We start from the raw sequence: 18,803 nt of genomic DNA, 5'->3' as shown, positions 1-18,803 counted from the left end.
AATTATATGCTGCTGGGTTTTGGACTGCGCCACGTGTTTTTGCTGACCACGATGGCCTCCGGCTGGGCCCTGCGCCTGGGCGCGCCCCCCGCGCCCGCGCCGCTGCTGGCCTACCCCGGCGCCGAGGGCGCTGGGCGCTTCACCAGCGGCGGGCGCGGCACGGCGGCCGTGCCCACTACGGTGCTCGAAGTCACCAACTTGCGCGACGATAACCTGCCCGGTAGCCTGCGCTACGCCGTGCAGCTGAGCGAGAAAAAGGCCCCGGCGCGCACCATCGTGTTTCGGGTGGCGGGCACCATTCACCTGCTCGCGCCGCTGAGTTTTAGCAAAGCCAACACGACCATTGCGGGCCAGACGGCCCCCGGCGGCGGCATCTGCCTGGCCGACTACCCCGTGACGGTGCACGCCAACAACGTGATTGTGCGGTTCCTGCGGTTTCGGCTGGGTGATAAGAATCAGAACCAGGGCTTTAAGGATGGCGCGGGCGGCGACGATGCCTTCGGCGGCAACCGCAACCACCGCCTCGTCATCGACCACTGCTCAATGAGCTGGAGCACCGACGAGGCGTTTTCGGTGTATGAGGGCGACAGCACCACGCTCAGCTGGAACCTCATCGGGCCGCCGCTCAACTACTCGTATCACTTTGAGGAAGGCGACAAAGACTATGAGCGTCACGGCTTCGGCGGCATCTGGGGCGGGCAGCACGCCAGCATGCACCACAACCTGTTTGTGCACTGCAACAGCCGCACGCCGCGCTTCAACGGCAGCCGCTACACCCACCCGGCGGGCTTCGAAAACTGCGACTTCCGCAACAACGTCATCTACGACTGGGGCGAGAATAACGTGTATGCTGGTGAGGGCGGTAACTACAACATTGTCAACAATTACTACAAGGCCGGCCCCAGCACCAAGCCCGCCGTGCACGCCCGCCTGCTGAACCCCTACAAGCTCACCAAAGGCAACAATCCGCTGCCCTACGGCAAGTTCTACCTCAGCGGCAACTACCAGGATGCCAGCGCCGAAGTGACCGCCCACAACTGGCGTGGCGTGGTGATGAACGAGGGCATCCCGGCCGACACGGCTCTCTCCAAAGTCACTGCCCCCTTCGACCTCGGCCCCGTCACGACCCAGACCGCCGCCCAAGCCTACGACCTTGTGCTGGCCGGCGCTGGCGCCAGCTGCCCCCGGCGCGACACCCTCGACCAGCGCATGGTGCGCGAGGTGCGCACCCGCACCGGTCGCATTATCGACGTGCAGGGCGGCTATCCCCACGGCACGCCCTACAGCGTGTCGCAGCACGCCTGGCCCGTGCTGGCCGCTGGCCCTACCCCCCCCGATACCGACCACGACGGCCTGCCCGACGCCTGGGAAACAGCCCACCAGCTGAACCCCAAAGACGCGGCCGACCGCAGCAAAATCGGCCCTGGCGGCTACCCCATGCTGGAAGTGTATTTGACTGAATTGGCTGGGAAGTAGCTCAATTTAAGTAGTGCTTGGATAAATAGCCGAGTAAGCAGAACGTCATTCCGAGCTTGCCGAGGAATCTCGCTCGCGTCGTGGAACGATACCTGAACGGGTCGCAGGCGGCGCGAGCGAGATTCCTCGGCAAGCTCGGAATGACGTTCTTTTTTGCAAACTGTTTCTCCTTACTTCCCTACCCCCCCCTGCCACAGCCCGTGAAAGCCCAGCGGAATATTGTGCGGCAGCCGCAGCCGGGCCAGCGGGCGCAGGTCGGCGGCGGCGGCCACGAGCAGGTCGGTGGTGTTGGTGGTGGCGTCGAAGCGCAGATAGGCCAGGTAGCCATCGTCTTCGCGGGTTGCGCCGGGGCGCGGTACCACCACGGGCTCGCTGCACAGCGTGCCGGGTGCGGAGGCGTGGCGAACCTCGCCGGTGTGCACATCGAGCTTAAGCAGGTGGTCGAGCAGGGGTAGGGGCGAGCTGGCGGGCCGCCCGATGGTCCAAGTGTAGCGGTAGGGCTGGCCCAGGTGGTCGGGGTGAATCTCGGGCAACTCGCCCTCGCAGTCGCCCAACGACTGCCGGGTTACGGTACTAGCCGCCAGGTCGAGGCGGAAGCGCACGAACCGCGCCTGCGGCTGGTCGTCGGGCAGGTTGCCGGCCAGATATGCCTTTATGCTGGCCGAATCGGGGTAGTTGCCGAGCAGCAGCGCATCGACCACCAGCGTGCCGTCGGCGGGGTCCTGGTAGCCATTCACGAAGTGGAACGCGAAGCCAAAATCGGTGTGCAGCCGGTGCACCGTGCCATCGGGGGCCACCACCACAATCTGGGTCGGCTGGCCCGTATCAACCTTGATGGAGGCCGCCGGCGAGGTCAGCCCCACGAAGGCCCGAAACACATCGAACGCCACCGGCGTGAGGAAGAAAATCTGGTGCCCGCTGGCCGTCAGCACGAAGTCGTGGGCAAAGTGGGCGTCGGCCAGCGGCAGCACGTGGGCCACCCGCGCCGCGCCGGCCGGGCTCACCTCATATAGCACCAGCCGGTGCTTGCGGCCCGCCACGGTACCGAAATTGTGCAGCACGCCGGTGGTCGGATGTACCTTGGGGTGGGCTGAAAAGGGCATTTCGGGCGTAATGCGCCGGTCGAGCCAGCCAAACGGATTGCGCAGCACCCCGCCGTAGTCGAAGCGCCCCAGCGTGGCCAGCGACTCGGGGTTAATGGCGTGGGGCCAGCCGCCTTCCCACAGCGCCAGCAGGTGGCCGCCGTGCGCGATGAGGCTGGTATTAGCGGTGTTTTTGAACTGCGTTTTACCAAAGTTGGCCCGCAGCCCGCCCGGCAGGTTGGTGCCGAAGCTGCGGTAGAGCATCTGGTCGGCGGCTTCCTCGGCCACAAACTCGTCGGTGCGCACGTAGCGGTTGCGGTACGTGACGCGCTGGCCATCAAAGCGAAAGCGCGCCACCATGCCATCGCCGTCGAAGAGGTGGTCGTAGAGTACACCGTGCTGCTCAAAGTGGCCGTTGCCGTTGCGCAGCAGCGTACCCACCAAATCGGGGGGTAGGGCGCCTTCCACCAGCTCCAGCGCCACGTCGTCAAATTCGGGCGTGCGGCGGCGGTTGCCTTCCAGGTACGTGAGCAGGGTAGGGTAGTGGCGAACGGGCATGGAAACGAAACAAGGTGCGCGCGGCTAACGAGCGCCGGCCGCAATAAGTGACACCCGCGCCCGTACTTCGCGCCATGCAGCTTCTCTCCGTTAATATCGCCCTGCCGCAAGACGTGCCTTGGCAGGGAAAAACCGTGCGCACCAGCATGTTTAAGCAGCCCGTCGCGGGGCCGGTAGCCGTGCTGGCTGAGTACCTGGCCGGCGATGGCCAGGCCGACCTGCGCGTGCACGGCGGCCCCGACAAAGCGGTATACGCATACCCGCAGGAGCACTGGGACTACTGGCGGCAGCTCCTACCCCCCGCCCAGCTGGTGCCCGCTGCCTTCGGCGAAAACCTGACCACGCGGGGCTTGCTAGAAACGGAGGTGCGCGTGGGCGACTGCTTCCAATTCGGCACGGCCGTGCTCATGGCCGTGCAGCCCCGCCAGCCCTGCTTCAAGTTGGGTATTCGCCTGGCGCGGCCGGGCATCGTGCGCGAATTTGAGTTAGCGCGCCGCAGCGGTATCTACTTTCGGGTGCAGCAGCCCGGCACGTTGCAGGTGGGTGATGCTATTACGCTGGTGCAGGCCTCGCCTTACCCTGTTACCATTCAGGATATGGTGGACTGCCTCGCGCCCGGCCCGCACGACTTAGATAAGGTGCGGGCGCTGCTGGCAACGCCGTATTTGTCCAGTTCTTGGAAGCAGCGGCTGAACGCCCTGCTGGCTAGTCCTGCTACGCTCGACCAGTAGTTAGGCAGGGTAGGAAGAGTTGACTTCATATTATCAAATAACTGCCTCTGCTTTTAGCTGGCTTATTTCAGAAGGAGATTACTGCCTGCCCTCTGCTTTTGATTGGCTATACTGAGCTTTTTAGCGATTTGGGAAGAGCTGCACTGGCTCAGCTGATGCTGTCTTTCGCTATGTGCTGCCTCCACCAATCCTCCTTCCTGCCGCGCGGGCCATCTTGTCCTTATATAGGCTTATTCTACGATTAAGTGCTGGCTGGTTGTCGCGGACCCTGCTTGCACGCGCAGTATATACAGCCCGCTCGACAGGCCATCCAGCGACCACGCTTGGTCCAAGCCCGTGACCGGTACGGCTTGCGTGCGCGAGCGCACCACGCGGCCTTGCGCGTCGTAGAGTTGAAAGGTAGCGTCGAGGCCTTTAGGTTGTGGCGGTAGATGCACGGTAACCATTCCCTGGGCCGGATTAGGGGAGAGCGCTACGGCCCAGGCCGCCGAAGCGCTGGCCACGGTTGTACTGGCCGAGGGCGACTCCAGCACGCCGAGAAAAGCCCCCTGCGCCACCACCCCGGCATCCAGCTGAACCGGGGTTAGTAAAGTAGAAGCTATATATATACGCGTCCCACTCAGGGCCATTGACCAACTCTTATCATTCGCGGGACCGCCTACGCTTTGCGCCCAGTTGAAGCTTGCCGTGGTGCCCGCATCCGTCAGCTGGGTCGCAAACACATCGGCTCCGCCCTGATTGCGTACCTGGCAGGCGCCAAACGTTGCTGGGGCAGAGTTGAACGTACCGGTCAGATAGACCCCCGTTTCATTGGCGGCCAAGCCGTGGCATTCATCTTGCCCGTTTCCGCCGGCCTGCTTCGCCCAGCTAAAACTGCTCGTTGGGCCCGCGTCCGTAAGCTTCGCCACGAAAATGTCCGTCCCATGCCCGTGGTTGACATTCGTGACAAGCGTTGTCCCAAAGGGTACTGTTCTCCCAAAGAATGTTCCCCCCACGTACACGTTGTTGCCCACTACTGCCAGCCCACCTATCCAGGCTAGCTCCACGTCGCCGGTCTGTTGCACCCAGGTAAGACTGCCCTGCGGGCCCGCATCCGTGAGCTTGGCGATGTACATATTTCCCGCCCCGTAACTGGGCAGCGTTAGGTTGTCAAATTCCGGCTTTCCTCCCTGATAAGGCCCCGCCAGGTACACGCCCGTCGTCGTCACGGCCAGCGCACCGACGCCCACCCCAACGGGCTGGGCCCATTCGCAGCGGGCTGTGCGGCCGGTGTCGGTGAATTTAGCCAGGAAGCCATTATCGCGCCCAAGCTGATTGGCGTGGCGGTCGGGCAGCATGGAGCGACCAAAGGTGGCGGTTCCGTAAAAGCTCCCCCCCACGTAGATGCTGCTGTCGAGCACCGCCACCGTACTGGCCGTGGTGACGCTGCTACCCAGCGTCCGGGCCCAGGTACAGGTACTCGTTGGGCCAGTCGTCGTGAGCCGGGCCACAAACAAATTATCGTTGCCCGTCATCCCCTGATAGGGCATAGAAAGGGTACCTAATTGGGCCTGGGCACTGCTAAAGCTCCCGACGATATACACCCGGTTTTGGGCTACTGCCAGCGCCAGGACCTGTTCGCTTGCTGGTCCTGCTACTTGCTGCACCCACTCAAAGGCCTTCGTATCTGCCCGCCATTTGGCCACAAAGCCGTCCTCTCCCCCAGCACTACGCAGCCTAAAAGGCCCCAGGCGCAGCGAGTCATAAAATGAGCCGGCCACATAAACATTGCCCTGGTCATCCGTAGCCGTAGCGAAAGGAGCAACTGGGTCGCCAAGCGCCGTCACAAGCTGCCAGGATGGAACCGGGAGCGCTGGCTGCGCTGAGCCAGCGCTGAGCCGGCCGAGTAGCAGCAGCAAGACCAGTGCTATGTTTCGCCCTACCCAGCCCCACTTACCATTTGCCCACCGATTAGCCCAGGCTACCCGGAGTGAATCCACGCCCCCACCTCGAATGGCGAACAGTCTATTTCCTTGACAGGAAGGCAAGTAGCGTGGCGGCGCAACCATAGGTCAAAGCAAGAAGAAAGTGGAGAAAAACTGCTTGTTGTGGTGTAAACGTACGCTTCCCCTGGCATGCCACAAGCAGAAAAGTCCCTCAGATTAGATGTCAAAAAAACCATCTTATACCGTACAATTATCTGAAAGACAATTAATTGTACACAAATAAAAGGACTTTACAATAGTGCAACAAGCAGTAGCCGCCTGACTGCCTCTGGATATTCTTGTAAAGGCGTTGAAGCGGTGTAGCGCCCCTTAAAAAATAAGCCAGCTAAAAGCAGCAGTGTTGCTAAGCCTACTATGAAAACTGATTGCTCCAATTAAAGCAGGTATCCGCTAACCGTTCCCCAGCAGCTGCCCCGCCGCCGCCCACGGCGTGAGCTGCCCTACTGCCACGGCCGCCCGCACGCCCGGCAGCGCGCTTTGCACGCCCTCCCGGCCGTAAAACTGTGCCTCCAGCGCCTGGCGCACGGCTTCTTCCAGCCACTGAAGCTGCTGCTGGGCGCGGCGCTGCTGCCAGTAGCCGCTGGCCTGGGTTTGGGCGGCGTACTGCTCTACCAGTGCCCAGGCTTCGGGCAGGCCCGCGCCGCTCAGGGCCGAGCAGGTGCGCACGGGCACCGTCCAGCCCGAGGCGGCGGGCGGAAAAAGGTGCAGCGCGCCCGCGTAGTCGCGGACGGCGCGGCGGGCGGCCTGCTCGTTGCCCTGGTCGGCCTTGGTAATGAGTAGGGCATCAGCCATTTCCATAATGCCGCGCTTCACGCCTTGCAGCTCGTCGCCGGCACCGGCCAGCATCAGGAGCAGGAAGAAATCGACCATGCCGTGCACGGCCACTTCGCTCTGGCCTACCCCCACGGTTTCGACGAAGATGACGTCATAGCCAGCTGCCTCGCACAGCAGCAGGGCCTCGCGGGTGGCGCGCGCTACCCCCCCCAGGCTGCCCGAAGCCGGCGAGGGCCGAATGAACGCCCGCGGGTGCAGCGTGAGCTGCGGCATCCGGGTTTTATCGCCCAAAATGCTGCCGCCGCCGCGCGGCGAGCTGGGGTCCACGGCCAGCACGGCCAGCTTCTTGCCCAGCTTCTCAACCAGGTACAGCCCCAGCGCCTCAATAAACGTGCTTTTGCCTACGCCCGGCACGCCCGTGATGCCCAGCCGCAGCGCGCCGCCCGTGCGGGGCAGCACCACTTGTAGCACCTGCTGCGCCAGCGCCTGGTGCGCGGGCAAGGTGCTTTCTACTAGGGTGATGGCGCGGGCCAGGGTGCCGCGCTGCCCGGCAGCGAGGCCCTGGGCATAGTCGGCGGCGGAGAGGGTAGGAGCGGGCACGGCCGCAAAATACGGGTGAAGCGCCCCGTACCCAACGAAATTTCCCGCAGAAGGCGCGGAGGAAGGCGCAGAAGCCGCTGAGTCGTTCGCTCAGCGGCTTCTGCGCCTTCCTCCGCGCCTTCTGCGGGAAATGCTACAAGGGATTATTGCACGTTGGTAACTTCCACGTCGAAGCGCAGTACGGAGTTGGCTGGCACGCTGGTGCCCGCGCCGGCGAAGCCGTAGGCCAGGTTGGAGGGGATGAGTAGCGTGGCCTTATCACCCTTATGCATCAGGGAGATACCTTCATCAAAGCCCGGAATGACCTGCTTGGGTGTGGCGCCTACCACGAACTGGAGCGGCGTGTTGTTGTGCTGCGACGAGGCATCAAACACGGTGCCATCAAGCAGCTTACCCGTGTAGAGCACCGATACCGTTTTGCCGGGAGTAGTAGCGGCAGTAGCATTAGTGATGCCCGGCACGAAGTACAGCCCCGAGGCCTGCTTCTGAGCGGTAGTTATTGAATTGGCGGCCAGGTAGTTCTTGATGAGCTTGTCGTCGGTGAGAACGAAGTTTATGTCCACCAGCTTCACATTGAAGCGCACCACCGCATTGGCCGGAATGGCCGACCCGCTGCCGCCCGGCCCATACGCCAGCCCCGACGGAATCACGAACACGGCCGAGTCGCCCAGGTGCATCAGCGACGCGCCCTCGTCGAAGCCCGAAATAACCTGTGGGGGCGTCGCGCCAAGCTGAAAGCTAACGGGCGCGTTATTATGCAGCGAGGAGGCATCGAACGTGGTGCCATCGAGTAGCTTACCCGTGTAGAGCAACGATACCGTGTTGCCAGCTACGGGCTTGGTGGCCGATGCGTTGGTAACCAGTGGCACGTAGTACAGTCCGGAGGCTTGCTTCTGCGCGGTGGTTATAGAATTGGCCGCCAGGTATTTGGTAATGGTGGCGTCATCGGCGGCGGCGTAGTCAGGGGTAGCCGTGGTGTCGTCTTTCTTACAAGCCGTAGTGAGCAGGCCGGCCGTTAGCAGCCCTAGTAGCGCCACGGGCAAGCGGCGCGATTTTCCCGAAAAAAATGTTTTCATACGTGATTTTTTTGTGCAAAACTAACCCCACCCGGCCGTAGGTTCCGTGGCCGGCCGAATAATGATTGCTCAAATGAACGCCCTACCCTATGGCTCGGTGATGAAGGCGGGCAGGCCGAGCTTGCTGCGGCGGCCGCCCAGGTTCAGGCCATCATCGACGTAGCCGCAGGCCGGCCCGCTGGCATTGGGATTTTGAATGACGCCCAGGAAGGAATTATCCTCGCGGGCCACGTAGATTTTGCCATTGGGCCCGCGCTGCAAGGCCCCGATTTTGTGGTTGGAAGAATGGCCTACCACCTCGGCTTTCTTCGTTTTGAGGTCAAGCTGAATAATCTGGGTTTCGCTGGCTTGGGCGCGGCCGATGGCCCCGGCGCTGTTGCCGTTGCAGGTGCCGTAGAGCTTGGTGCCATCGGGCGAAAACTCGACGCCGTAGGCCTCGGCGTAGGGCCCGAAGCTGCGCGGGTTGCTCACTTTGCCGGCGTTGCGGTCAAAGTCATAGACCTCAAACTTGTTGTTGTCGCGCCACAAAGCGGCGGCCAGCCGGGTGCCATCGGGCGAGAATTTGAGCGCCCCAATGGCGTTGCCGCCGGGGCCGGCGTTCATGCTGCCCACGTTGCTGAGCAGGGGCTTGCCGGCCTGCACGCCCTCGGCCGTGACGAGGTAGCTCACGAAGGCGCTGGAGTTCCAGCGGTGGGCCACCACCCACACGTCGCGGCCGTTGGGGTGGCGCACGGCGGCCAGCTTCTCGGCTACCGGCGTCAGCAGCAGTAGGTTGGCGCGGGGCACGTCGCCCAGGCCGTTGGCGCGGGTCAGGTCCACCACTGAGTAGCGCAGGCCGTCGTGCCCGCCCTGCGCCGCCACCGTGAAGACGTAGAAGATATTGCCCGAGCCGGGGTCGGGCACGATGAGCGCCGACTGCGTGCTGCTGCCGCTGCCCATGAGGTGGCGGCCGCTGGGCATGGGCTGGTGCAGGCGGTTCCACACGGTTTGGCCATCAGTATAAAAAAGCAGCTCGCCGCGCTTGGTGGTGGCCACGGCGCAGCCCTCATAGGTGGTCATCCTGCCGTTGAGCAGAGGGGTAGGGGCACCAGCGGCGAAGCTCAGGCCGGCTTGCTGCCCAAAATACCAGAGGTCGGTAGGGCGCTGGGCGGCAGCGGGTTGAGCGAGGAAAAGCAGGGTGAAAAAGGCCAGTAGCGGAAGGTAGCGCATGGATAAAAAAGAGGGGGTAGGGATAGCCTAAACGAAAAAACCATGCCGTTAAGTCTGTTGCGCTCATTGCCGCCAGCCGGCAGCTAGCCCAGACCTTCGACACCGCGTTAGCGGGAATTTTCGGCGGACAATAACCTCGCATCTTTGCGGCTATGAACCCCGCCGTCCTCTTCACTTTCCTCGAAAACCTGGCCCAGCACAACGAGCGCGACTGGTTCCAGGCCCACAAACCCACCTACGACCAGCTGCGCGCCGACTTCGAGCAGGATGTGGCCTACTGGCTGCGCGAGCTGACCGCCGATGAGCCCGCCCTGGCTGGCCTGGAGCCCCGCAAGTGCATCTTCCGCATCTACCGCGACGTGCGCTTCTCCAAAGTGAAAGTGCCCTACAAAACGCATTTCTCGGCCTATTTCGCCGTGGGCGGCAAGCAAAGCGAGGGCCCCGGCCGCTATATACAAATTGGTCCCAGCGGCCAGACCATAATAGCCGGCGGCATCTACGAGCCCACCAAGGAGCAGCTGGCCGCCATCCGCCAGGAAATCGACTACGCGCCCGACGGCCTGCACGCGCTGCTGGCGGCCCCGGCGGCCCAACAGTTTTTCCCCCGAGGCCTGGCCGGTGAGCAGCTCAAGAAAATGCCGCCCGGCTACGACCCTACCCACCCCGAAGCCAATTGGCTGCGCCACAAGCAGTTTCTGCTGGTGCATAGCCTCCCCGACGCCGAGGTGCGCCGCCTCTCACCCGAGGCCTTTCGGGCACACATTCTGGCCGCGCTGCAAGCGCTGCGGCCGTTTTGCGAGTGGCTGGGTTTTAAGGACTAATGACGAGTGACTAACTGACGCTACGCAGCCGGTAGCAGGTACTGCGCAACAGCAGTTAATCAGACCACCTCATCCCCCTCAGTCAATATGACTCCCCAGTATTACTAATTGGTTTCATTGTTTCAGTAATAAATTTGCGTACATACGGCAATAAGAAATCTCTCGGAAGGCTAATGCTCATTCCCTTTGATTCAATTTTTGCATAATTTGTTCCGGCAAATTTTATCGCGGTCTTAATAATATCGTTTTCGTGTTTTGAAATAAGAATTCTTAATTGTTCAATGCTTGTTATTTCATAATCAATCATAAAATCTGCATCACTTGCTAGAATGTCACCGGGCACATTACTCGACGTCAACCCAGTTGCACTTTTAATTTCTTCCTCAATTCTTCTCACAAATTTACTCTTTAAAAAAAAATCCCTTAGTGACCTTGGGTCTTGTTGTTGAATTGGTAGTGCAGAGTAATCTTTAGTATCAACACTTGCGTCTATTCTAGCCTGATAATCTCTTAAATCTTGACGTAATCTTGTAAATTCATAATCAGCAGTTTCTAATAAGGCAGCTATTCTTGCAAAATTGCGTCTCAACTGTAAGGGCAAGCCTGCCACTAGTTCTGGCTTATATCCTAAGTCATGCTCACTTTCTGCCCAAGCATGTTCTAGAATTGTTCTCACTTGAACCTCGAATTTTTGATTTAGAAAGGTTGAGAAGTCTTTTCTAATTTCTTCCGGATTTGGTCTGTATTCAGCGATAGATAAAATTAAGTGCAATGATGCATAGCCAAATTCTGAATTTATATGGGTGCGTTTGTCTATGCTATTTTCATTATCTTTTTTAAAAAAATGTTCCAGCATTCGCTGGATTTGAAGTATTTCCTCAGCGTGGTAAGAAATAATTCTGAATCCTATTAAATCTGTTATCTCTTCGATTGAGTTATATTTATTATTTTTTCTTTCTAATTTACCTGCTAGACTCTCCTTGGATTTAATTCTGTAATTTATCAGTGTATTAGGAAATAATTCTTTGAGTCTCTTTTCTACCTTTGTCGCGAAGTGCTCAAAGAAACCTGATTCAGCTAATTTCTGGTAAGAATCTAGAATTGTGCTCATCTCAGTTATGAATAAAAAGTACTAATTCCCTGATGTTACGCAGCTGATTACTGGAATACTATTGGCTGAACACGTTAGTGAAGCTGCCTTGCACAGGATACTTTTCACCTTCCTTCGCTTGGCTAGTCCCCGCGAAGGTGCCTGAATAGCCCCCTTTCCGCAGTTTGTGGAGCGTGCCAGTTAAGTGGTGGGTGCAATTGATGTTGTACGAAACGGAGTCGTTCAGCAAGTAGATATAGGAGAGCAGTTGGAGCTGGTAGGCCGACTCAGGTGCCCTGGAGGGCTTGACGTAATCCAGTATAAATGTTCCCTCCCCAATAGCGGGATGCCGCTCACCCACGCGTACGGTTAGCCAGTCGCGGCCATTGCCATACCTGTTCGGCACCAGGTTAGCCTCGGCTGGAACAAGCCTAGTGCGACCGGCTATGGTGTAGCGCCCCATATCATGTACTAAGGGACGCTGCACTCCTGTCAATAAGCAGAAACCTAAGCAGGCAGATAGGAAAGCTGTTTCCATTTAGTTTTGGGGGTTACCGCTGGCGCGCAGTAGCGTAGAGTTACTTCTTTATTGGTCGTGTCGGCACCCGCATCAGCATATCAGTAGGCTTGCTTTTTTGCACCATTTTCTGGCCCAGGCCTTTGCTGTCCTTGACCACTTTGGGGCCTTGGTAGGTGGCGGCGCGGTGGTCGGCCGTTTGGCTTGGCTTGGCGGGGGTAGGGTTGTGGTGAGGCTTGGCGGGTGTTTGGGCCTGGGCGGTGAGCAGGAGTGCTGACAGCGCGAAACTACTGGTAAGGGCTGGTAACGTTTTCATTGATTAGGGCGGTTATAGCTGACGTGCAGCAGGGGAGTGATAAGGGGAAACGTAGAAGCGCCGCTGCCACTGGCGGGCCGCCTATTGGTGAAGGTCTATTGCTCCCTAAACCAGGAAGCACTACTATCTTGGCGGCATTAGCTTGTGTTGGTGGCATGTACAGTGCTGAGCGAGTGCAAGTAAGCGCACGCCGGGCGAACTGTACCAAACACGAACCATGACTGAACGCCAGAAGTGCCGGCGGTTGCTGTTCATCGTCAGGGAGGACTTGCCCATCAGCGCCGTGAATGCCGCCTACCCCAGTTACTCTACCTCAGCCAAGCTGATGCGTTGGAGCTGGATAGTAACCCAGCGACCTTGCCAACGACCGAAACTGCGGCCAAATCACGTAAGGGCGTGCCACTCTTTCCGGTTAGGTCAAAGAAAAAGGGCCTTCCCGATACCGGGAAGGCCCTTTTTATAAACGATTCGCGGTCTGGACGGGACTCGAACCCGCGACCTCCGCCGTGACAGGGCGGCATTCTAACCAACTGAACTACCAAACCGTTTACCAAGCCGGAAAGCGATGCGCTTTTCCTTTTTGGTGATGCAAAGGTAGGGCAATAAAACCGGCGTGTGCAAACATAGGGCCGATTTTTCTTGCTTGCCGAAGGCAAACGAGAGCTTGCGCGTTGTTTCTCAAGCTGAAAAATTTTCGCAAAGCGGGCTGCTGGGTTTGGGTTTACCTTTGTCGCCCGGCTTTTGAGAGGGGGTAGGGACGATGTAAATCGCCTCGGCCTTTTTCTGAATACTGCCTTTTTATTCTCAAAACCAGGAATTCTCTCCCTGAACTATGCTGCTTGATTTTGAACAACCCATTGCCGCTCTGGAAGGCAAGCTGCAGGAAATGCAGAAGCTGGCCGCCGATAGCGAAGTGGACGTAACGGAGGCGGTGACGGCCCTGGAGGCCAAAATCAACGCCCTCAAAAAAGAAACCTACGCCAACCTCACCCGCTGGCAGCGCGTGCAGCTCTCGCGCCACCCCGAGCGGCCCTACACCCTCGACTACATTCAGGGAATGGCCGAGAAGTTTGTGGAGCTGCACGGCGACCGCACCGTGGCCGACGACAAGGCGATGGTGGGCGGCTTTGGCGAGATTGATGGGCACCCGGTGATGTTTATTGGCCAGCAAAAGGGCCACAACACCAAGCAGCGCCAGTTTCGCAACTTCGGGATGCCCAACCCGGAGGGATACCGCAAGGCCTTGCGCCTGATGAAGCTGGCCGAGAAATTCAACGTGCCCATCGTGACGCTCATCGACACGCCGGGCGCGTTTCCGGGCCTGGAGGCCGAGGAGCGCGGGCAGGGCGAGGCCATTGCCCGCAACCTCAAGGAGATGTTTATGCTGAAAGTGCCCGTTGTTTGCGTCATCATTGGCGAAGGGGCGAGCGGCGGGGCGCTGGGCATCGCCATTGGCGACCGGGTGCTGATGCTCGAAAACACTTGGTACTCCGTTATTTCGCCCGAGTCGTGCAGCAGTATTCTGTGGCGCTCGTGGGATTATAAGGAGCAGGCTGCCGAGGCGCTCAAGCTCACGGCCACTGACATGAAAGGCGCGGGCCTCATCGACGGCATCATTCAGGAGCCGCTCGGGGGCGCGCACACCGATGCGCCGCGCATGATTGAGACGCTGAAACAGACGCTGCTCGCCACGCTTCAAGAGCTGGCCGCCGTGCCGGCCGAGGACCGCATTTCGCAGCGCATCGATAAGTTCTCGGCAATGGGCGTGTTTAATAACTGATGTTACGCAGCGGGGAGTAGCGCGAACTTTGTAGTTCGCGTCCCCGCGCCGTTAAAGCCAGTATAACGGCGCGGGGACGCGAACTACAAAGTTCGCGCTACTCCTAGGTATATCTAGTCAGTATATTCAATCCAGAGCTGGACGCGAACTACAAAGTTCGCGCTACTCCCCGTTGCCATCTCGAATAAGGTAGTGCGTAACAGCAGTGAATAATTAACACCATTTGTCATTGCGAGCGCTGCGCTCGCAATGACAAACTATTTTGTGCAAATCATATCTTCTATGCAAATCCACGCGATTGATACCGGCTTGTTTAAGCTCGACGGGGGAGCCATGTTTGGGGTAGTGCCCAAGGCCATGTGGCAGAAGTTGAACCCGCCCGATGCCAACAATATGTGCACTTGGGCCATGCGCTGCCTGCTGGTGGAAGATGGCAATCGGCTGGTGCTTGTCGATAATGGCATTGGTGAGAAACAGGATGAGAAATTCCGGGGGCATTTCTATCTGCACGGCGACGACACGCTGGAGAAGTCGCTGCGCCAGTTGGGATTTAGCAGCTCCGATATCACGGATGTTTTTCTGACGCACCTGCACTTCGACCACTGCGGCGGCTCGGTGCGGCGGCGGCCCGATGGCACCTTGCAAACGGCCTTCGCCAACGCGACCTATTGGAGCAACGAGGCGCACTGGAACTGGGCTACCCACCCCAACGCGCGCGAAAAAGCCAGCTTTTTGGGCGAGAATATTCTACCCATTCAGGAAAGCGGGCAGCTGAAATTTGTGGACCCCGCCCAAGGCGTGCCCGATGCCCTACCCCAGTTCAGCGACCTGATTTTCGCCGATGGCCACACCGAGAAGATGATGGTGCCGGTGCTGCATTACAAAGGGCGCACCCTGGCCTACATGGCCGACCTGCTGCCCAGCGTGGCGCACCTGCCGCTGCCCTACGTGATGAGCTACGACGTGCGCCCGCTCATTACCCTCAGCGAAAAGGAGGTCGTGCTGCGCCGCGCCGCCGAGGAAAACTGGATATTGCTGCTGGAGCACGACCCCCTGCACGAGGCCTGCACCGTGCAGCTGACCGACAAAGGCGTGCGGCTGGCCGATACGCTGCGCATCAGCGAGTTATAGGTTCCTGGTTCTTAGTTTCTGGTTCTTAAGTACTCGTGCAGAAGTAGACAAGTATAAAAAGAACGTCATTCCGAGCTTGCCGAGGAATCTCGCTCGCATCATTCGGGCCTCGTTCAACGACGCACGCGAGATTCCTCGGCAAGCTCGGAATGACGTTCTTTTTATACCATTACTTTTGATTGACTGCTTAGTTTACGAAGTACAAGCTATGGCTTTCCCGTCAGCAACCAATAATCAGCAACCGACAACCAGCAACCAGGAACCGGAAACAAGGAACCAGGAACCAGAAACCAGGAACCAAAAAATAAGCCTGGCGCTGTCGGGCGGCGGGGCGCGGGGCATTGCGCACCTGGGCGTGCTGGCGGCGCTCGATGAGTTGGAAGTGCCGGTAGGCGCGCTTTCGGGGGCCAGCTCGGGGGCCATCGCAGCTACGTTTTACGCGGCGGGCTTTGCCCCGCGCGATGTGCTGCGGCTGTTGCAGACTACGAGCATTCCGCGGCTCACGCGGCCGCTGTTTGGGCGCAACGGGCTGCTGGGCCTGGAGGCCGTGGAGCAGCTATTGGCCCGGCACCTGGGGGCGGCGCTGCGCTTCGAAGACCTGCGCCTACCCCTCACGCTGGTGGCGACCGACCTGGAGGCGGGCGAATCGGTGTATTTTAGCCAGGGGCCGCTGCTGCCGCCGCTGCTGGCATCGTCGGCGGTGCCCATCGTGTACCGGCCGGTCGAGTACCAGGGGCGGCGGCTGGTCGATGGCGGCCTGCTCAATAACCTGCCCGTGGAGCCGCTGCTGCCGCTCGGGGCGCCCATCGTGGGGGTGCATTGCAACCCCATCAACCGCGAGGCCAAGCTGCCTACCCTGCGCCGCGTGATGGAGCGCACGCTGCAGCTGGCCCTGAGCGCCAACACCACGGCCCGCAAGGCCCAGTGCACGCTGCTGCTGGAGCCGCCGCAGCTGCAACAATATCGCCCACTCGATTTTCGCAAAGCCGGCGAGCTGTTCGAGATTGGCTACCGGCACACGCTGGCGCAGGCCGCTACCCTGCGGGCGCTGCTTGGGTAGGGTGCGAAAAAGAACGTTTCCGAGCTTGCCTCAGCGGCCGGGATGACGAAGGAGGCGCTAAGCATTTGCGAAAAAGAACCTCATTCCGAGATTGCCGAGGAATCTCGTTCGCATCGTTTGGGTAGCGTGCAACGACGCGAGCGAGATTCCCCGGCAAGCTCGGAATGACGTTCCTCTTCAGACACCCCTTCCTGGGGAGTACAAGTAGTATTCGTCATTCGTCATTAATTAAGTAGCTTTGGGGTTCCAAAACCTGCCTTGCATACATGGCCGCCCGCAAAACCTCTACTTTCTGGTATTATATCGCAAAAGCCATTTTTGGCGTGACCGGCTGGCGACAAACCGGCCAGATTCCGCCCGAAATCAAGAAGTGCATGATGATTGCGGCCCCGCACACCAGCAACTGGGACATCATTATGGCCCGCGCCGCTTTCTACATCATGGATGTGGACGTGCGCTTCACCGTGAAAAGCGAGTGGACCGAAAACCCGCTGCTGGGCTGGCTGGTGAAGGCGATTGGCGCGCTGCCCGTCAACCGCAGCCGCAACAATAGCCTCGTGAACGGCATGGTGCAGCTCTTCGACCAGTACCAGGAGCTGGTTATCCTCATCACGCCCGAAGGCACCCGCGCCTACCAGCCCAAGTGGCGCAAGGGCTTCTACTTCGCCGCCCTCGAAGCCGGCGTGCCCATCGTGCTCGGCTTCCTCGATTATAAGAAGCGCGAGGCGGGGGTAGGGCCGGTGGTGTGGCCCACCGGCGATTACGAAAAAGACCTGGAAGTAATCAAAGCCTTCTACCGCACCAAGACCGGCCGCTTCCCGGCGCAGGGCGTGCGGTAATTCAATCGCCTGTCATTGCGAGCGCAACGAAGTGGAGCGCGGCAATCTTTCCTTCACGCGAGGGTTACTAACCCTATGAAGCGAACGACAAGGAAAGATTGCCGCGCTTCGCTCGCAATGACAAACGGACTCAGTCCTGCGTCAGTGCATACGCCACCAGATTAGCGCCCATGCGCAACGCCGCTTCGTGGATAGCGGGCTTATCTTCGGGGTAGGTGCCCACGTCTTCCCAGCCGTTTCCCAGGTCGCACTCGTAGCTGTAGAAGCACACCAGGTGGCCCTTATATACCAGGCCAAAGCCCTGGGCGCGCTTGCCGTCGTGCTCATGCACCTTGGGTAAGCCGTTGGGGAACTGAAACTTCTCGTGGTAGATGGGATGCGAGAAGGGCAGCTCCACGAATTCTAGCTCGGGGAATACCTTCTTCATCTCGGGGCGGATAAATTTATCCAGCCCGTAATTATCATCAATGTGCAGGAAACCGCCGCCGATGAGGTAGCGGCGCAGATTCTGGGCCTCGGCAGCAGTGAAGGTCACGTTGCCGTGGCCCGTCATGTGCACGAAGGGGTAGGTCAGCAGCTCGGGCGAGTCCAGCTCCACGGTAGCCTCGTCGGGCGCGATGGCGGTGTGCAGCGTCTGGTTGCAGAAGGCAATGAGGTTGGGCAGGCTGGTTTTGTTGGCGTACCAGTCGCCCCCGCCGCCGTAGTGCAGCTTGGCCAGCTGGAAGCTGGGGGCCGCGGGCGGCGCAAAGGCGGTGGACAGCAGCAGTGAGGCGGCGAGCAGCAGCGGTTTCAGCATGGGCGGGCAGCCGGGTAGGCCAGCTGGTTTTGCAAAGGAACGGGTGGGGCGGAAAGTTCGGGAGGGTAGGGGGAAGTATTGGGTTTGAGTACTACTTTCGTCAAACATGCCGCAAGTGGTGTACTACGCGAAGCTTTAAATACTTATGAAAATATAATTAATTTAATTATTTTTTTTACAAAAATGTTCATTAAAAATATGTTAATTTCTTATTCTGGAACAATAAAATCGATACAGGACGTACTAAATATCATCGACAAGGCTGGTATTTACAAAAGCCCACATTCGTATTTAAGAAATTGGTTTAGAGGTCAAACAAGTCATTTTGATTTACAGCCTGGAGTTTACCGTAAAGGATTCAACGTTATTAATGAAGAAGAACGATTAAGAAAAGAACAACATCTGTCACAAGATTTTAGAGTTCAGTCTGCTAATTTATTTAAAAATCCTGTAACAGATGTTGAGCGTTATTTTGTGCAACAACATTATGGGATGCCTACGAGATTGTTGGACTGGTCAACAAGCCCGCTTGCAGCATTATATTTTGCTACTCTTTCAGATGATGATGAAGACGGAGAATTCTATATGATGGATGCTTTCGAACTTTCTGCTACACAAAATGCAAAAAATGCGTTTGAAGGAGTAATAACTAGCAGGCACCCAATTTTTGATAAAGCATTAAATGCAATATTTTTATGGTTAACTGTAGACAGGCTCCCTGATTATATAATTCCGGTCAGACCTGATTTAACAGATATAAGAATAAATCAGCAAAAAGGTTGCTTTACATTTCATGTGCCAGAGCATCCGATATTATCAGATAAACAGAACAAGAGTCTAAAACTTTATCAAATACCAGCTGGTAACAAACAAAACATAAGGAGTCAATTAAAAGTATTGGGAGTTGACAACTTTAATATATTTCATGATTTAGAATCGCTTGCTAAGACGATTAAGATAAA

15 protein-coding genes and 1 tRNA gene are annotated in these 18,803 nt (G+C 58.5%); 7 read left to right on the top strand and 9 right to left on the bottom strand.

The genetic code is table 11. From position 1 onward, the window contains the following. Nucleotides 1–6 precede the first annotated feature (6 nt). Nucleotides 7–1,476: a pectate lyase gene (locus A0257_04400; protein ID AMR26417.1), complete on the top strand. Its 1,470-nt coding sequence runs from the start codon at nt 7–9 to the stop codon at nt 1,474–1,476. A gap of 170 nt (nt 1,477–1,646) precedes the next feature. On the opposite strand, the gene A0257_04395 is transcribed toward A0257_04400, so the two are convergent. Then, nucleotides 1,647–3,116, bottom strand: coding sequence for a lignostilbene alpha-beta-dioxygenase (locus A0257_04395; GenBank protein ID AMR26416.1), 1,470 nt, complete (start codon nt 3,114–3,116; stop codon nt 1,647–1,649). Between the two features lie 74 nt (nt 3,117–3,190). On the opposite strand from A0257_04395, the gene A0257_04390 reads away from it, so the two are divergent. Beyond that, on the top strand, nt 3,191–3,847 hold the full coding sequence (locus A0257_04390) for a hypothetical protein (protein ID AMR26415.1): 657 nt from the start codon (nt 3,191–3,193) through the stop codon (nt 3,845–3,847). A 230-nt stretch (nt 3,848–4,077) separates the two neighbouring features. On the opposite strand, the gene A0257_04385 is transcribed toward A0257_04390, so the two are convergent. The 4 genes from A0257_04385 to A0257_04370 all read right to left on the bottom strand — a co-directional run bounded on the left by A0257_04385 (nt 4,078) and on the right by A0257_04370 (nt 9,491). Further along, nucleotides 4,078–5,673, bottom strand: a complete 1,596-nt coding sequence (locus tag A0257_04385) for a hypothetical protein (protein AMR26414.1) — start codon at nt 5,671–5,673, stop codon at nt 4,078–4,080. A 549-nt stretch (nt 5,674–6,222) separates the two neighbouring features. Continuing rightward, nucleotides 6,223–7,206 carry an ATPase/protein kinase gene (locus A0257_04380; protein AMR26413.1) on the bottom strand — a complete coding sequence of 328 codons (984 nt, stop codon included), beginning with the start codon at nt 7,204–7,206 and terminating at the stop codon, nt 6,223–6,225. A 143-nt stretch (nt 7,207–7,349) separates the two neighbouring features. Then, nucleotides 7,350–8,282, bottom strand: coding sequence for a hypothetical protein (locus tag A0257_04375; GenBank protein AMR26412.1), 933 nt, complete (start codon nt 8,280–8,282; stop codon nt 7,350–7,352). A gap of 87 nt (nt 8,283–8,369) precedes the next feature. Further along, nucleotides 8,370–9,491 (bottom strand): hypothetical protein, encoded by a 1,122-nt coding sequence (locus A0257_04370; protein AMR26411.1) that lies wholly within the window; start codon nt 9,489–9,491, stop codon nt 8,370–8,372. A 152-nt stretch (nt 9,492–9,643) separates the two neighbouring features. Between A0257_04370 and A0257_04365 the strand changes: the two genes are divergently transcribed. Further along, entirely contained in the window at nt 9,644–10,312 is a 669-nt protein-coding gene (locus A0257_04365) for a hypothetical protein (protein AMR26410.1), read from the top strand. A 1,169-nt stretch (nt 10,313–11,481) separates the two neighbouring features. On the opposite strand, the gene A0257_04360 is transcribed toward A0257_04365, so the two are convergent. From A0257_04360 to A0257_04350, 3 genes are all read right to left on the bottom strand, one after another. Next, the gene (locus tag A0257_04360) at nt 11,482–11,865 is read right to left on the bottom strand and encodes a hypothetical protein (protein AMR26409.1); all 384 of its coding nucleotides are present in this window, start codon (nt 11,863–11,865) and stop codon (nt 11,482–11,484) included. Between the two features lie 115 nt (nt 11,866–11,980). Continuing rightward, on the bottom strand, nt 11,981–12,235 hold the full coding sequence (locus A0257_04355; protein AMR26408.1) for a hypothetical protein: 255 nt from the start codon (nt 12,233–12,235) through the stop codon (nt 11,981–11,983). Between the two features lie 468 nt (nt 12,236–12,703). After that, nucleotides 12,704–12,780 (bottom strand) — tRNA-Asp (locus tag A0257_04350). A 287-nt stretch (nt 12,781–13,067) separates the two neighbouring features. Between A0257_04350 and A0257_04345 the strand changes: the two genes are divergently transcribed. The 4 genes from A0257_04345 (at nt 13,068) to A0257_04330 (ending at nt 17,045) form a co-directional block, all read left to right on the top strand. Further along, nucleotides 13,068–14,015 carry an acetyl-CoA carboxylase carboxyltransferase subunit alpha gene (locus A0257_04345; GenBank protein ID AMR26407.1) on the top strand — a complete coding sequence of 316 codons (948 nt, stop codon included), beginning with the start codon at nt 13,068–13,070 and terminating at the stop codon, nt 14,013–14,015. A gap of 282 nt (nt 14,016–14,297) precedes the next feature. After that, nucleotides 14,298–15,146: an MBL fold metallo-hydrolase gene (locus A0257_04340; GenBank protein AMR26406.1), complete on the top strand. Its 849-nt coding sequence runs from the start codon at nt 14,298–14,300 to the stop codon at nt 15,144–15,146. 304 nt (nt 15,147–15,450) lie between these two features. After that, on the top strand, nt 15,451–16,206 hold the full coding sequence (locus tag A0257_04335) for a hypothetical protein (GenBank protein AMR29617.1): 756 nt from the start codon (nt 15,451–15,453) through the stop codon (nt 16,204–16,206). Nucleotides 16,207–16,472: 266 nt separating this feature from the next. Continuing rightward, the gene (locus tag A0257_04330; protein ID AMR26405.1) at nt 16,473–17,045 is read left to right on the top strand and encodes a glycerol acyltransferase; all 573 of its coding nucleotides are present in this window, start codon (nt 16,473–16,475) and stop codon (nt 17,043–17,045) included. Nucleotides 17,046–17,175: 130 nt separating this feature from the next. On the opposite strand, the gene A0257_04325 is transcribed toward A0257_04330, so the two are convergent. Next, entirely contained in the window at nt 17,176–17,841 is a 666-nt protein-coding gene (locus tag A0257_04325) for a hypothetical protein (protein ID AMR26404.1), read from the bottom strand. Nucleotides 17,842–18,803 lie beyond the last annotated feature (962 nt).

The sequence above is a fragment of the Hymenobacter psoromatis genome (assembly GCA_001596155.1).
Taxonomy (GTDB): Bacteria; Bacteroidota; Bacteroidia; order Cytophagales; family Hymenobacteraceae; genus Hymenobacter.
The sequence above is the reverse complement of the archived record's forward strand: the minus strand, read 5'-3'. Positions and strand labels throughout refer to the sequence as shown.

Bases quoted from the DNA above. Each gene is read 5' to 3' on its own strand.
- A0257_04400 (AMR26417.1), top strand. From the start codon at position 7: ATGCTGCTGGGTTTTGGACTGCGCCACGTGTTTTTGCTGACCACGATG.
- A0257_04395 (AMR26416.1), bottom strand. From the start codon at position 3,116: ATGCCCGTTCGCCACTACCCTACCCTGCTCACGTACCTGGAAGGCAAC.
- A0257_04390 (AMR26415.1), top strand. From the start codon at position 3,191: ATGCAGCTTCTCTCCGTTAATATCGCCCTGCCGCAAGACGTGCCTTGG.
- A0257_04375 (AMR26412.1), bottom strand. From the start codon at position 8,282: ATGAAAACATTTTTTTCGGGAAAATCGCGCCGCTTGCCCGTGGCGCTA.
- A0257_04370 (AMR26411.1), bottom strand. From the start codon at position 9,491: ATGCGCTACCTTCCGCTACTGGCCTTTTTCACCCTGCTTTTCCTCGCT.
- A0257_04365 (AMR26410.1), top strand. From the start codon at position 9,644: ATGAACCCCGCCGTCCTCTTCACTTTCCTCGAAAACCTGGCCCAGCAC.
- A0257_04360 (AMR26409.1), bottom strand. From the start codon at position 11,865: ATGGGGCGCTACACCATAGCCGGTCGCACTAGGCTTGTTCCAGCCGAG.
- A0257_04355 (AMR26408.1), bottom strand. From the start codon at position 12,235: ATGAAAACGTTACCAGCCCTTACCAGTAGTTTCGCGCTGTCAGCACTC.
- A0257_04345 (AMR26407.1), top strand. From the start codon at position 13,068: ATGCTGCTTGATTTTGAACAACCCATTGCCGCTCTGGAAGGCAAGCTG.
- A0257_04340 (AMR26406.1), top strand. From the start codon at position 14,298: ATGCAAATCCACGCGATTGATACCGGCTTGTTTAAGCTCGACGGGGGA.
- A0257_04330 (AMR26405.1), top strand. From the start codon at position 16,473: ATGGCCGCCCGCAAAACCTCTACTTTCTGGTATTATATCGCAAAAGCC.
- A0257_04325 (AMR26404.1), bottom strand. From the start codon at position 17,841: ATGCTGAAACCGCTGCTGCTCGCCGCCTCACTGCTGCTGTCCACCGCC.